Here is a 13,305-nt window from a genome sequence, read left to right on the forward strand (position 1 = left end):
TAAAAACAGACAATAAATAGTGTATCCACAGAAGAGGTTTTTAATACTCCATTGTGACTACTATTAATCTTAATTAAAGGGTGTTAGAATTTCAAATGATCTATTCAGCTTCTCCAGGAATCAATAAAATTGGAATTCTAGCTTCTTTTATTAAATCGTCTGTAATGCTTCCTATAAAAATGGAGTGAAGGAGTCCGTGATTTTTATTTCCCAAGACCAATAAATCAATTTTTAGTTTTTCAACTTCTGCCAAAATCATCTCTTCTGTAGATCCTTGAATCATGAGCCCTTCAGCATCAATTCCTTTAGCAGTTAGTAATTGAGTTTGTATTTGCACTTCTCGGTGAATTTCACGCAATTCATCGGCCTTAAAATCACGAATATATTGCGGACCAACTTCGTAACCTACAAAGTCTGGATCTGGAGCTGCAATTTGAATCAACCAACATTTGGCATTAAATGCTTTTGCTAGTTGAGCTGCAGAATCTAACATTCTGTTCATTAACTCCGAGTTATTCACTTCTATAGCTACCAATATATTTTTCATAGTCGTTTTTTTAAGTTTTGGATAGTAAATTTGCTTTAAAATTAAGACTTTCAAAATAGATAAACGAATGAAATTTCACACTAGAAAATGGGTAAAACCAGAAGATTTAAATCCAAACAATTCACTTTTTGGAGGACGATTATTGCAATGGATTGATGAAGAAGCAGCTTTGTATGCCATCATTCAATTAGATAACCATAAAGTGGTGACTAAATTTATGTCTGAAATCAACTTTATAAATTCACCGAAGCAAGGAGATATCCTAGAGATTGGACTGGAACCAGTAAAGTTTGGTAAATCATCATTAACGTTAAGATGTGAAGTTAGAAACATGGAAACTCGTCAAGAAATCATTGCTATCAATACAATAGTAATGGTAAATCTGGGAGACCATGGACACCCAAAACCTCATGGTAAAACGGAGATTGAATACATCAATGATCGATTAGATAAGAGTAAGTCCTTGAAATAGTGTTGGCTATTATTGAACCACTTTAATGAATTTTCCCGATGAGGAAATCATATTTATAAAATAAATATTTTTATCTGATATCTTTTGCAGATTTAAATTGTATGGAATGACATAGATATACAATTCCTCATCAAATTCAGCAAAATTAATCTCTTGCGCTTTAAATGTATAACTAGTTTGATTTCCTGCAATGATATGTGTTAAATTTCCTATTCCAAAAAGGATAGAATCAGCATTGGAAATTGAACTGACATTTAGTGTAAAGTCTGTATTTTTTGCAATAGAATCGATGCAAATTAAATCGCCAATTGATGGCATTGAATTGCTGTTATTATAATTGAATCTTGGGAATGAATTTTTACCTTCCACTTGCCAATCTATTTTAAAAGAATAATCAATCCCAACAGAATCAGACAATTCAGGCACAAAATAATAGGCTTGTTCGCTATTTATAGAAAGTTCATGTGAGTTTATTGATACTTTTCCTACGGATACAATATCGGTCTTATTTTTAAAAAATAGGGCAACAGCGCTTCCTTTTAAAATAGTGTCATTTCCTTCTTTAGTGACTATATGATTCGCCATTAGCGCTGCATCGGCATCAGCAGGAATTATACTGTTTTCATTTTTTTCGTTTTTCGGAGGTGTAGGAGAGGGATAAATGAATGGTTTATCTTCTTTTTTACAAGCGAATAAACTAAAACTTATAACAATTACAAATAGAGCATTTTTTTTCATCGCTATATTTTCTTACAACATGAAACAAATATATAGTTTAAAAATTAGTCTATAAATACGGTAATTAACCGATTTTTTAATTCTATATAACACTGAAAAATGATACAGAATTGAAGTAAAAAAAATCGCCCCAATTTACTTCCGTAAATTAAGGGCGATCATCACCTAAAAGAAAACTATATTGCTAGAATTTAACAGCTAAGCCAAGATTTAAAAGTGCAATTCCATAACCTACTTCGGCAAAAGCACCAATTTGGTCATTGAAATAATACCTAGCACCAACGTGAACTCCAAAAGCAACTCCGCCTACTTTAGCTGCTGCAGGGGTACCGAAACCACCTGTTGGTCCTTCAATTTTTGAGTTGCCAATATTGTATCCCAGTAATGCACCACCGTAAGCATCAATTTTATCTGTATTGTAAAAATGATAGCTACCTCTAGCACCGATAATTATATAAGAATATTTAAACGTATATGGTCCGAATTCTTCTTTTGAAGCGGCATAGCCTAGAAATCCACCAGCACTAATTTTGTCTGTAAAACCATGTTCAAATGATGCTGAAATAGGTGGAATACTAGTTTTACCTGCACCGAATGTAGCACCTAGACCAAATCCAACATTGAGTAAATTATCTCCTTCTTCATACGTTTGTGCCTGAGTGGAGAAACAGAATAATCCGATTGCAATTGCGATAATAATTTTTTTCATCTTTTTAAGTTTTATTTGATATAATTAAATTTATTCTTGTACGGTTACTACTTTAGTGGATACTGCTTCATTTATGAAGTAAAATCTTTTTCCTGAGAACTGTCTTGCATTCAAGTTGTAAGGAACAACCATTGCTGCAGCCTGACCATTTTTTAAATTTGCAGCAATTTCATCTGCAGTAAAGGTGTGGCTAATTGTATTTCCAGCAGCTGTATAAGTTAAATTACCTAAGACAAATAAAACAGAATCAGCTCCTGATAAAGTAGTTACTGAAACAGTATAATCTGCGCTTCTACTAACATTATCCGGAGATGTGTTTTCACCTGCAGTTGGCATTGATCTATTTTTATTGTTGTAGCTAAATGCAGGAATGCCATTGCCACCTTCAACTGTCCAATCTCTATCGGTAGAGAAGTCAATTCCTGAAGGATTAACTGGACCCGGAGTTGAATAGTACGAATTTCCTTCTGATCGAGTTAAATTAGTAGAATTAACCGAAACTTTTCCTGCAGACACTAATGCGCTGTCCTTATAAAATAAAGCTACACCTGTTCCAATAGTAATTGAAAATAATCCTGATCCTGATTTTGAACTCACTGCAACTAATACTCCATCTGCATCTGCCGGTACTGGATTTGTAGAAGCAGATTCATTTGCTGGTGCTGTTGGTACTGGAGTTTCTGGTTTTACGTCTTCTTCTTTCTCACATGCTGTGAAACAAATCATAGCAATAAGTGCCGTTGTTAAAATTTTTGTTTTCATGATAATTGGTTTTTAAGTTTATGATGACACAAACATCTGCATGATATTACATTATCTACATAGGGTAATTGTCGTATTTTAATAGTTGCCAGAATTCCAACCTGTTGAAAAAACAAGATAACTTTCCAACTTCTCGTCTTAAAAAGGAAGGTATCTTTGACCTAAGTTTTAACCAACTCTTATAAAAATGAATAAAACAATAATCACAGGTGCACTATTATTGTGCACTACCGCAGCTATGGCTTGGGGCCAAATAGGTCACCGTGTAGTAGGAAAAATTGCAGAGAATCATTTAACTCCTAAAGCGAAAGCAGAAATTGAAAAAATTCTAGGAACCGAAAGTTTAGCCATTGCTTCCACTTGGATGGATGATGTTAAGAGTGATGATGCTTACGATCATACCCATGCTTGGCATTATACTACCGTTCCGAATGGAAAAACCTATGAAGAGTCGGAAAAAAGTAAAGAAGGAGAAGTCGTTCAAAAAATAGAGGACATGATCGCCACTTTAAAAAACACCACTTCAACTTCTGAGCAGAAAAAGGAAGCGTTGCGTTTTTTGATTCACTTAGTAGGGGACATTCATCAACCGCTGCACGTTGGAAACGGAAAAGATAGAGGTGGAAATGACTATAAAATCAAGTGGTTTTATTCCAATAGTAACCTGCATCGCATCTGGGACAGCGAATTAATCGAACAAAAGCAATTTAGCTATACCGAATTAGTGGAAAGTATTGATTTTACAACACCGCAAAAAGTCAAAGAATGGCAATCGTTAACGACAGCACAATGGGCTGATGAGTCCGCATCTATTCGAGAAACCATTTATCCTGACAATGGGTTGGAGAAAATAGGGTATGAGTATTCCTATCAGTTTTGGGGTGTTGTGCAAGACCAATTATTGAAAGGTGGAGTGCGATTAGCAGGTGTTTTGAATTCAATTTACCAGTAGAAAAGTTAACTTAGCTGACTCCTTTTTAACCCTTTGAATACTTAAAGCATGGAACAACAAACTAAAATAGAATGTCCAAATTGTCACACCGCTATTGATGTGAATCAAATTCTTTATCATCAACTTGAAGGTGATTTAAAAAAGAAATTTGATGCGCAATTACAAGATGTTCAACGCAAACAAGCTGCGGATACTGAAAAGTTTGAAGAACAGAAACGACAGTTTGAGGAAGTTAAAAAGCGAGAAAATGAGTTGTTTAAAGAGCGGTTGGAAACGAAACTTAAGGAAGAGCGGCTTTTACTGAATGATAAGTTGAAGAAGCAATTAGCAGAGGAGAATTCTGAACAGCTTAAATCCATGCAATTGGAGCTGAAAGAGAAATCAGATAAACTGCGAGAATACAATAAGCTGCAAGCTGATTTAGAACGATTAAAGCGAGAGAAATTAGAGCTGAAAGAAGAAATAGAAATGGCTGCTGAAAAGAAGTTCAATCAGCTTATTTTAACCGAAAAAGATAAAATTAGACGATCTGAAGAAGAACGTAATCTATTGGCCTTAAAAGAACTTCAAAAACAATTGGAGGATCAGAAGAAACTGACCGAAGAAATGAAACGCAAGCAGGAGCAAGGTTCTATGCAATTGCAAGGTGAAGTTCAAGAATTGGCGATAGAAGAGTGGTTAGAAGCAACTTTTCCATTGGATACGATTGAAGAAGTGAAGAAAGGAGCTAGAGGAGCGGATTGTGTTCAAATTGTGAATACCAGAAGTAAAGCCAATTGTGGAAAAATTTGTTACGAAAGCAAACGCACGAAAGACTTTCAGCCCACTTGGATCGAAAAATTCAAAGCGGACATCAGAGATAAGGGAGCCGATATTGGGGTATTGGTCACTGAGGTGATGCCTGCCGGAATGGATCGCTTGGGAATGAAAGAAGGCATTTGGATTTGCACCTTTGAAGAGTTTAAAGGCTTGTCCAATGTTTTGCGTGAATCCATCATCCGATTGAGTGCAGCAATTGCTTCTCAAGAGAACAAAGGCGATAAAATGGGGATGCTTTACGACTTTCTGACTAGTAATGCATTCAAGCTTCAAATTGAAGCAATAGTTGAAGGGTTTACTACCATGAAAAATGACTTGGAGTCAGAGAAAAGAAGCATGCAACGCATCTGGAAAAGCCGTGAAAAACAAATCGAAAAGGTAGTCACGAATACCATAGATATGTATGGTTCCATCAAAGGAATTGCAGGAAATGCGATCGGAACTGTGAAAGCTTTGGAGCTTCCAGGTAGCGAGGAAGATGATGACGATCAGGAGATTTTGGATTTGGATTAAAAATTGGGAAATCCTTCAATATTAAAGTAAAAAGCCCTTTAGGAGGTTGATTCTAAAGGGCTTTTTGATGTCAGTATTATTCTTGTTCTTGGACTATTAATCGAATACAATTATCCTCTATCGTAATTCGCTTTTCTTTGTAAAGCATTCCAACTGCTTTTTTAAACGTTTTCTTGCTCATCAATACTTGATCTCTAATGTCTTCAGGATCTGATTTGTCTGTCAAATTTAAAACGCCGTTGTTTTCTTTCATTGCATCCAGAATTCGTTGTGCATTGGGTTCAACTTTTTTGTACCCATCTTTTTCTAAAGCAATGTCTAGTTTGTTGTCTTCACGAACTTTACGTACAAACGCTTTGTGTCGGCTTCCTCTTAATAAGGGTTCAATAATGTCATCGTCGTACACCATTCCCCAATGAGAATTATTTACGATGACTTGCACACCTAAGTCTGTTCCATCTGCTACTAGAATATCCACTTCGTCACCGACTCTTAAATCCGGCTTTTCAGTGCTCATGTATCTTGACAATTTGGTAGATGCAGTCAAACGACCAGTCACTTCATCCACAAACAAATACCCAATAGTAGTTTGTCCTTCTTGCAGTTTTTTAGCTTGCTCTTTCAATGGAATAAGCAAGTCTTTCGCCACGCCCCATTCAGCAAAAGCACCGTAAGCTGTAATCGAATTGACTTTTAAGAGTCCAAATTCGTGCAAGCACATACTTGGCGTTAGGGTGGTTGCAATTATTCTATTTTCGTTGTCAGCATAGATAAAAACCTTAACCATATCGCCCAAACGAAGGGTTAATGGCACATATTTATGAGGAAGTAAAACGGCTTCTCCCAATTCATATTCTAAATAAACTCCAGGTTCAGTATTTCTGTCCGCTCGTAACGTATTGTATTTTCCTAACTCAATCATTTGGCTATTTCTATTTTGACTTTTTGTTTCTTTATTTTCTCGTTTCTTATTTTCTTGATCAACTGAACGATTCCATCGCGTTTCACTGCTACATAGCTAAAGTGGTCTTTTACAGTGATCAATCCTATGTCGTTTTTATCCACCTTTCCTTGGTTGGTCAAAAACCCAACAATGTCTATTTTATTGACTTTTTCTTTTTTTCCGGCTCCAATGTATAATGTTTCCCATTCAGGATCTTCTATTTCCTCCATCGTTCGATCGATATCCCAAACATCGATGTGGTCAATCACATAATCAGGCAATTCTTCGTGATCAGATTGCAATAAAATGATCGTTCCCGAAGCATTCATCCGCGCGGTACGTCCATTGCGGTGTGTAAATTCTTCTAGTTTTCTCGGTATGTGATAGTGAATAATGTATTCCAATTCATCTACATCAATTCCTCTAGCTGCTAAATCTGTAGCAATTAAAATATTGCAACTTTTGTTTCTAAATTTAATCAGTGCCGATTCCCGGTAGTTTTGCTCTAGTTTACCATGAAATATTTCGGCCACAAAACCTTGGTCATCCAAGTATTCACGAACTCTTTCTAACGATTCTCTGTGGTTGCAGAATACTAAGGTGGAATGGTTGCCAATGTTTCGTAACAAATGATCTAGTGTTTCTAATTTGTCCTTGTCAGGAGAAATCACTCGTTTCATCACTACATTTTCATTGGTCTGACTTTGGTTGATAAAATCCAACTCTTTGTACTTATCAAATCCTACAAAATCAGGGATCCGAACGGCATTTGTAGCAGAACATAAGATTCTATTCTGCAATTTGGTGCACTGCTCTACAATGACACGCATTTCCTCTTCAAAGCCAACTTCTAGCGACTTATCAAATTCATCTAAAATTAACGTGTGTACAAATTGAGGAGAAATTCGGTCGTGTTTGATGTGATCAACGATTCGCCCAGGTGTTCCGATAATCAATTGTGGAGCAGAGGAGAGGTTGCGAATTTCAATGTCGATGGAATGTCCACCGTAACATAAACTGGAATGAATTTTTGTCTGTAACGACTTAAAAACATCATTTATTTGAATGGCCAATTCCCGTGAAGGGGCAATTATTATGGTCTGATTGGTATTGGAATCAATGTCAATTTTTTCTAGGAGTGGCAACAAAAAAGCCAATGTTTTTCCTGTTCCAGTCGGCGAAAGCAACAATAGATTATTACTTTTAGTCATGGTTTCCATACTGGCCTCTTGCATTTTATTGAGTGAAGAAATACCCAAATAATTCAGCCGATCGATCAATGTTGGAGATAGTTTTTGCATGCGGCAAAGTTAAGGAGGATAATGTGGTATATTTACTTTTCATAAAAATCAATCTGTCGCTTATTTCATGCCCGCTTCACCACAACATCCTTTAAAATTATTAGTCAGTACTCAAATGCCTTACGGCAAATTTAAGGGTCGATTACTCTGTGATTTACCTGAACCTTATTTAGTATGGTATAATTCTAAAGGCTTTCCAAAAGGCAAGTTGGGGGAGTTATTGGCCACAATCTATGAAATCAAGTTAAACGGATTGGAACATTTGTTGGACCCATTGCGCAAAAAATAGAGCGAAAGAAATGTCGAAAAGAGAACTTAAAATTCACCTAAAAGGACTAAAAAAGGCACAGCTAGAAACTGAAATTATCGAGCTATATGAAAAATTCAAAGCGGTAAAAACGTTTTATGACTTTGCTTTCAATCCGCAAGAAAAGAAATTAGTAGATGAAGCAAAAGCTAAAATCTACAAAGAATACTTCCCAAATACCAAAAGGCGAGCAAAAGCTAGACGTTCGGTGGCTCAAAAGTTTATTCAGCATTTTCAGCAATTGGGAATGGACCCAGTATTGATTGCAGATTTGATGGCCTATACAATAGAGATTGCTCAATTGTTTTGCAAAGAGAAAACAGTAAAAACCGCCGCATTTTATAAAAGTATTTTAAAATCCTACACTGATTTGATCCGATTTGTCCTATTAAATGGACTATTGGTTCAGTTTGGTGACCGCATCAAGCAAATATTGTCAGATGTTAAAATTCAAAGTTGGGAGAATTATTTTGATTTTGAAGATGCTTATTTGGAAACAGTCTCAAAAGATTAAGTCCATTACTTTACCGATTAAAAATTCATTCATTATCAATTGAATTACTATTATTTTTTCGCTTCAAATATTGATTTATTCCATCAAACTATTGGTCGTGCATAAGACTTCTAAAGGCACAAAATAAAAATCTTTCCAAAAAAGTAGCGTAAATAGTGGACTAAACCCTTTTTAAGCCCTAACTTTGTATTGCCCTTTTTTGAAATGGGCACCCTCTAAAAAGTAGTAAAGATTAACAAAGAAGGAGACTGAATATGGGCATGTCGGATGACAGCAATGAGAAGAAAACTGGAAAAAAGTTATACGATTATCAACACGATGCGATCGAGCAGATTTTTAAAAAGTTTAATTCCTTCCCTGAGAATCATAATTTACTTTATCAGCTGCCGACTGGCGGTGGTAAAACTGTAATTTTTGCTGAAATAGCGAAACGTTACATCGCAGAAACCAACAAAAAAGTATTAATTCTGACCCACCGTATCGAATTGTGCAATCAGACTTCTAGTCTATTGTCTGAGATTGGAGTAAAGAATATGATTATCAATAGCAAAGTAAAATCGTTGCCAAACGACAATGATTATAAGTGCTTTGTGGCGATGGTAGAAACACTAAATAATCGTTTGCAAGACCAAGTGATGGACATGCAAAACGTAGGTTTGGTGATTATTGACGAAGCGCACTACAATTCATTTAGAAAGTTATTCGATTATTTCGGTAAGAGCATCGTTTTAGGTGTGACTGCAACCCCCTTAAGCTCTAATATTAAACTTCCAATGAAGCATTTGTACCACGAATTAATTGTGGGACATTCCATTGCAGGTTTGATTAAGAAAGGATTTTTAGCTGAAGCTGAAACCTATAGTTATGATGTAAGTTTAAGTACACTTAAAGTTGGAATTAATGGCGATTACACCGTTAAATCTTCCGAATTATTGTACTCTAACTTTACCATGTTGGATAAGTTGCTTTATGCCTACGAACATAAGTCCAAAGGAAAAAAAACCTTGATCTTCAACAATGGAATTAACACTTCCAAACATGTGCATTTATTGTTTGAAAAGGCCGGATACAACGTTCGTCACCTTGACAATACGCATAAAGAAGAAGAAAGAAGAGATATTCTGCACTGGTTCAAAGTAACACCAGATGCTATTTTGACTTCGGTAGGAATTTTGACTACCGGTTTTGATGAGCCAACTATTGAGACCATTATTTTAAATAGAGCCACCAAATCTTTGACTTTATATCATCAAATGATTGGTAGAGGAAGTCGAATTATTAAAAACAAAACAAAATTTGATGTCATCGATTTGGGAAATAATGCATTAAGATTTGGGATGTGGGATGCTCCTCTGAATTGGCATGACATTTTTAAATCACCTGATTTCTATTTGGAAAACATTACGTCAGACGATGAGATAGAGCGTAACTTCAAGTATAAAATGCCGGAGGAGATTCGTTCTAAATTTCCAAAAACAGAGAATCTTGATCTAGACATCGAAGAAGAATACACCAAAGCTCAATTGGCTGGAAAACGCCCTAAGGCCGTTCTGGATAAATCATTAGAACAACATGTTCAAATGTGTCTGGACAACAGTGAGGATGTTTTTGAAGCAAGAAGTTTAGCCAATTTATTGGAGGAAGACATTGAAAATAGAGCGAAACGATACGCTTACTGTTTGACTAAAAGCACCAAGAATTACATCAAATGGTTGCAAGATGATTACAAGCGACAATTGGTTTCTATGGTGACTCGAAAGTACATTCAGATTGAAGCCGAGAAGCAGTATTCTTAATTCCCTAGATACACTTTTTGCTGATGCGTATTTCCATCTGCACTGATCAATCTTAAAATGTAGATACCTTTAGATTGGTTAATAGTTAATTGCATTGCATTGCTGGTGATTTGCTTTGCTACAATTAATTTTCCGGTCAAATCGTACACTTGAAGCTGATTGATAGATGAAGGCAAATTGGTTAACCTTAGTAATCCATTGGTTGCATAAATAGAGGCTTGATCAATTCCTTTAATTGGGCTAATTCCAACCGTAGAAGCTCCAATTGCAAAGTTTCTTGCAGTTGTAAAGTTGGAACCTTGATACAAAATACTGCTATCTATAGCAGAGTAGGTTATATATTTAGGCGTTCCATTCTGAAACCAAGCTTTGGATGAATCAATAAACATAAATACATCGTTCCAGCCGTAACTGTTTCTCCAAGATGAAATATTGGCACAAGTTGGCGTATTGTTATTGTAGGTAAACGTCATTGCGCCCCAAACTTCCACTTTTGTTTTGTTTTGCAACGCCCATGTTTGCAAACCGGGAGCCGAATTCATGCAAATGGAGCAATCAAAACCTTTTGAAGCAATTATTATCGATTTACCAGTTCCTAACGTATTGTAAATATTTTTAGCATTGCTGTTGCAATCATATACTGTAGCACTGGCAGGTGGTTGAGCCAAAACAAACCCAGTGAATAGTATAAATAAACTTCCAAATATTGTTTTCATCTTTTCTTTTTTTCAAATATAATCCGAACACACTTTAAATTGATGTCAACTAAAAGACAGTTGAAAACATTTAAAGCAATCAAAGTTCAGGAGGAGATGATTAATTTCGTCCAATCTTTTAACTCCCTCATTTATGAAATACTCGATTCTGATCTTTCAATTCATTCTATTTCAACAGTTAATTGGTCAGAACCAAAATCCATTTAACGGTTATTTGCCCATGATGAAAACATCTAGTTTGAACTGGGCAAGTGCAATGGATAAAAGCGAATCTATTCTCTTTGAAGCACAACCTACCATTTACTACCAGATTTACAATCAATATCGACAAGATACTTCGGCCAAAAGACAAGCCCTTTATGTGTATTTTCAGTCTCACTTTAGAATGTACAATGAGAAAAGTTTACCGGTTAAAACACCTAGTTATATGGGATTCATTGGGTGGCAAAAAAGCTATAATTTTGCTAGAAAAAGTCAATTTACTTGGTTAGTAGAAACTGGCCATTATTCCAATGGACAGTCAAGGTCTTCTTGGGATGAGAACATTCCAGACGACACCGATTCAAGTCAGGCTGTTTATAAAACCATAACTGATGATACTGATTTGTCACAGATTCTGAATAGAAACAGTGGAAATTTCTCTGTGAACTTGAGTCGTTTTAGAGTACAATATGTCATTCCGCAAAAAAGAGAACAAGAGAACCGATTGTTGCTGCATAAAGTTTCAGCAGAATACCTGCGGTATCACTCTGCTTTTGCAATGTTGATCGATTATACAGATGGAATCAGTGATGTTGATTACATCGGACACAATCAATTTCAATTGGAATACGAATCGGTATTTGAAACAGTTAGTCAATCTCGAATATCTTTCAATCAGCAAGCAACCTATTTATCTGACGCTCATCCGTCCATCAATCCATTGCGATTAAAAACAACTGTAAGCTATTTTCCAAACGATTGGATTACAGGATTCTTTGTTTCCTATATTTACGGTCATGACAATTACAACTATCGAGTGGTGGACAGTCGAAATCAAGTTCAGATTGGAATCCATTTTGATTTTTATAATTTAAGGCAGCATCGATTTTAATTCAAGTTCGTTTAAACTTTTAATTAGTATTATTGTTAAAGCAAAAAAAATAAGATGATCAAAACCATTTATACCCTTTTCTTTGGCAGCCTGTTAATGATAGGAACACAAATTTTTCTTTCGTCAAGCTCAAACGGTAGAGCGTTTTCAGCAAACGATGGAAATACTGGTGCTCCTAATGAAGGGCAAACATGTAGAAGTTGTCACGGGACAGGATTTGGCACCACAGTAGTCATAGAGTTCCGTAATTCAAGAGGTACAATAGTCACTTCTTATATGCCAGGTGATGTTTATGAGTTGACAGTAAATGTAAACTCAACGCCGGGACCTTCAAGATTTGGTTTTCAACTAGTAAGTTTATCCCCCAACAGCGGAGCTTACAATGCATGGACTAATCCTTCAGCTAATGCGCGAATAGCTAATGCTTCAAATGGTAGATCTTATGCTGAGCACAAAGGGAAAAGTACAACAAATTCCTTTAAAGTAGATTGGACCGCTCCGGCTTCAGGAACAGGAAGTATTACGTTTTATGCTGGAGGAGCTGCTGTTAATAACAATGGAAATACCAGTGGGGACGGAGGAAACACCACTTCTTTAGTAGTAACAGAGAATGTAAGCACCAATATTGATGAGAATGCCTACCAAGTAGGTTTTAATGTTTCCCCAAATCCGGTGAACGATCAATTGATTTTAAGTAATCTATCAAATAAAGCATTTGTAGGTAAACTAAACATCGTAAATATGTTGGGCAGTATATTACAATCGAAACAAGTAATGATTGGATCATTGGCAAATTACACAACTGATTTGTCTGACTTGGAAGCTGGTATTTATTTTATACAATGGATTGGTAAAGATGGACAACAGCGTGTGCAACGATTTGTAAAACAATAATTAGGATACAATAATGATAATGCAGCCAGTAAAAGTGATTTTACTGGCTGTTTTGTTTTTGAACAATTCTTGCAAATTGGGCTATAGATGTAAAAAAACGCTTACATTTGTACCCGTAAATAAATAATGATTTACGAGGTTATTGTAACAGCATTAGAGTATTCCGTGTCAATTTTATATTGAACTCATTATTTTTCTCTTATTTTTTGTCGTCAATAACACCCTTTCG

Annotated in this window: 15 protein-coding genes; 8 read left to right on the top strand and 7 right to left on the bottom strand. The window is 35.8% G+C overall.

Annotation, left to right across the window (positions count from 1 at the left end):
• Window positions 1–100: 100 nt before the first annotated feature.
• Window positions 101–547 carry a universal stress protein gene (locus ACTB0X_RS00790; RefSeq protein WP_463023065.1) on the bottom strand — a complete coding sequence of 149 codons (447 nt, stop codon included), beginning with the start codon at window positions 545–547 and terminating at the stop codon, window positions 101–103.
• A gap of 67 nt (window positions 548–614) precedes the next feature.
• On the opposite strand from ACTB0X_RS00790, the gene ACTB0X_RS00795 reads away from it, so the two are divergent.
• Entirely contained in the window at window positions 615–1,019 is a 405-nt protein-coding gene (locus ACTB0X_RS00795; RefSeq protein ID WP_463023066.1) for an acyl-CoA thioesterase, read from the top strand.
• Between the two features lie 9 nt (window positions 1,020–1,028).
• Here ACTB0X_RS00795 and ACTB0X_RS00800 read toward each other — a convergent pair whose 3' ends face one another.
• The 3 genes from ACTB0X_RS00800 to ACTB0X_RS00810 form a co-directional block, all read right to left on the bottom strand.
• Window positions 1,029–1,757, bottom strand: coding sequence for a hypothetical protein (locus tag ACTB0X_RS00800; RefSeq protein ID WP_463023067.1), 729 nt, complete (start codon window positions 1,755–1,757; stop codon window positions 1,029–1,031).
• Between the two features lie 184 nt (window positions 1,758–1,941).
• Window positions 1,942–2,466, bottom strand: a complete 525-nt coding sequence (locus ACTB0X_RS00805; RefSeq protein ID WP_463023068.1) for an outer membrane beta-barrel protein — start codon at window positions 2,464–2,466, stop codon at window positions 1,942–1,944.
• A 30-nt stretch (window positions 2,467–2,496) separates the two neighbouring features.
• Entirely contained in the window at window positions 2,497–3,228 is a 732-nt protein-coding gene (locus tag ACTB0X_RS00810; protein ID WP_463023069.1) for a hypothetical protein, read from the bottom strand.
• 187 nt (window positions 3,229–3,415) lie between these two features.
• Between ACTB0X_RS00810 and ACTB0X_RS00815 the strand changes: the two genes are divergently transcribed.
• Both ACTB0X_RS00815 and ACTB0X_RS00820 read left to right on the top strand, forming a co-directional pair.
• The gene (locus ACTB0X_RS00815; RefSeq protein ID WP_463023070.1) at window positions 3,416–4,180 is read left to right on the top strand and encodes a S1/P1 nuclease; all 765 of its coding nucleotides are present in this window, start codon (window positions 3,416–3,418) and stop codon (window positions 4,178–4,180) included.
• Window positions 4,181–4,228: 48 nt separating this feature from the next.
• Window positions 4,229–5,512, top strand: a complete 1,284-nt coding sequence (locus ACTB0X_RS00820; RefSeq protein ID WP_463023071.1) for a DUF2130 domain-containing protein — start codon at window positions 4,229–4,231, stop codon at window positions 5,510–5,512.
• 76 nt (window positions 5,513–5,588) lie between these two features.
• Here ACTB0X_RS00820 and ACTB0X_RS00825 read toward each other — a convergent pair whose 3' ends face one another.
• Window positions 5,589–6,434, bottom strand: a complete 846-nt coding sequence (locus ACTB0X_RS00825; RefSeq protein WP_463023072.1) for a CvfB family protein — start codon at window positions 6,432–6,434, stop codon at window positions 5,589–5,591.
• Window positions 6,431–7,756, bottom strand: a complete 1,326-nt coding sequence (locus ACTB0X_RS00830; protein WP_463023073.1) for a DEAD/DEAH box helicase — start codon at window positions 7,754–7,756, stop codon at window positions 6,431–6,433. Before ACTB0X_RS00830 ends, ACTB0X_RS00825 begins: the two co-directional genes overlap by 4 nt.
• A 67-nt stretch (window positions 7,757–7,823) precedes the next feature.
• Here ACTB0X_RS00830 and ACTB0X_RS00835 point away from each other — a divergent pair, with 67 nt between their 5' ends.
• The 3 genes from ACTB0X_RS00835 to ACTB0X_RS00845 all read left to right on the top strand — a co-directional run bounded on the left by ACTB0X_RS00835 (window position 7,824) and on the right by ACTB0X_RS00845 (window position 10,373).
• Window positions 7,824–8,045 carry a DUF3820 family protein gene (locus tag ACTB0X_RS00835; protein WP_463023074.1) on the top strand — a complete coding sequence of 74 codons (222 nt, stop codon included), beginning with the start codon at window positions 7,824–7,826 and terminating at the stop codon, window positions 8,043–8,045.
• A 10-nt stretch (window positions 8,046–8,055) separates the two neighbouring features.
• Window positions 8,056–8,577: a DUF6155 family protein gene (locus ACTB0X_RS00840; protein WP_463023075.1), complete on the top strand. Its 522-nt coding sequence runs from the start codon at window positions 8,056–8,058 to the stop codon at window positions 8,575–8,577.
• A gap of 254 nt (window positions 8,578–8,831) precedes the next feature.
• Window positions 8,832–10,373 carry a DEAD/DEAH box helicase gene (locus tag ACTB0X_RS00845; protein ID WP_463023076.1) on the top strand — a complete coding sequence of 514 codons (1,542 nt, stop codon included), beginning with the start codon at window positions 8,832–8,834 and terminating at the stop codon, window positions 10,371–10,373.
• Here ACTB0X_RS00845 and ACTB0X_RS00850 read toward each other — a convergent pair.
• Window positions 10,370–11,089 (bottom strand): T9SS type A sorting domain-containing protein, encoded by a 720-nt coding sequence (locus ACTB0X_RS00850; RefSeq protein ID WP_463023077.1) that lies wholly within the window; start codon window positions 11,087–11,089, stop codon window positions 10,370–10,372. The genes ACTB0X_RS00845 and ACTB0X_RS00850 overlap by 4 nt on opposite strands.
• A 133-nt stretch (window positions 11,090–11,222) precedes the next feature.
• Here ACTB0X_RS00850 and ACTB0X_RS00855 point away from each other — a divergent pair, with 133 nt between their 5' ends.
• Complete coding sequence (locus ACTB0X_RS00855; RefSeq protein ID WP_463023078.1) at window positions 11,223–12,182, top strand: hypothetical protein; 960 nt, start codon at window positions 11,223–11,225, stop codon at window positions 12,180–12,182.
• Window positions 12,183–12,236: 54 nt separating this feature from the next.
• On the top strand, window positions 12,237–13,076 hold the full coding sequence (locus tag ACTB0X_RS00860; RefSeq protein WP_463023079.1) for a choice-of-anchor V domain-containing protein: 840 nt from the start codon (window positions 12,237–12,239) through the stop codon (window positions 13,074–13,076).
• Window positions 13,077–13,305 lie beyond the last annotated feature (229 nt).

This window comes from Acidiluteibacter sp., assembly GCF_055129545.1.

Coding starts and splice junctions, on each gene's coding strand:
- ACTB0X_RS00850 (WP_463023077.1), bottom strand. CDS start 11,089: ATGAAAACAATATTTGGAAGTTTATTTATACTATTCACTGGGTTTGTT.
- ACTB0X_RS00790 (WP_463023065.1), bottom strand. CDS start 547: ATGAAAAATATATTGGTAGCTATAGAAGTGAATAACTCGGAGTTAATG.
- ACTB0X_RS00855 (WP_463023078.1), top strand. CDS start 11,223: ATGAAATACTCGATTCTGATCTTTCAATTCATTCTATTTCAACAGTTA.
- ACTB0X_RS00845 (WP_463023076.1), top strand. CDS start 8,832: ATGGGCATGTCGGATGACAGCAATGAGAAGAAAACTGGAAAAAAGTTA.
- ACTB0X_RS00805 (WP_463023068.1), bottom strand. CDS start 2,466: ATGAAAAAAATTATTATCGCAATTGCAATCGGATTATTCTGTTTCTCC.
- ACTB0X_RS00800 (WP_463023067.1), bottom strand. CDS start 1,757: ATGAAAAAAAATGCTCTATTTGTAATTGTTATAAGTTTTAGTTTATTC.
- ACTB0X_RS00825 (WP_463023072.1), bottom strand. CDS start 6,434: ATGATTGAGTTAGGAAAATACAATACGTTACGAGCGGACAGAAATACT.
- ACTB0X_RS00810 (WP_463023069.1), bottom strand. CDS start 3,228: ATGAAAACAAAAATTTTAACAACGGCACTTATTGCTATGATTTGTTTC.
- ACTB0X_RS00840 (WP_463023075.1), top strand. CDS start 8,056: ATGTCGAAAAGAGAACTTAAAATTCACCTAAAAGGACTAAAAAAGGCA.
- ACTB0X_RS00795 (WP_463023066.1), top strand. CDS start 615: ATGAAATTTCACACTAGAAAATGGGTAAAACCAGAAGATTTAAATCCA.
- ACTB0X_RS00815 (WP_463023070.1), top strand. CDS start 3,416: ATGAATAAAACAATAATCACAGGTGCACTATTATTGTGCACTACCGCA.
- ACTB0X_RS00860 (WP_463023079.1), top strand. CDS start 12,237: ATGATCAAAACCATTTATACCCTTTTCTTTGGCAGCCTGTTAATGATA.
- ACTB0X_RS00835 (WP_463023074.1), top strand. CDS start 7,824: ATGCCCGCTTCACCACAACATCCTTTAAAATTATTAGTCAGTACTCAA.
- ACTB0X_RS00820 (WP_463023071.1), top strand. CDS start 4,229: ATGGAACAACAAACTAAAATAGAATGTCCAAATTGTCACACCGCTATT.
- ACTB0X_RS00830 (WP_463023073.1), bottom strand. CDS start 7,756: ATGCAAAAACTATCTCCAACATTGATCGATCGGCTGAATTATTTGGGT.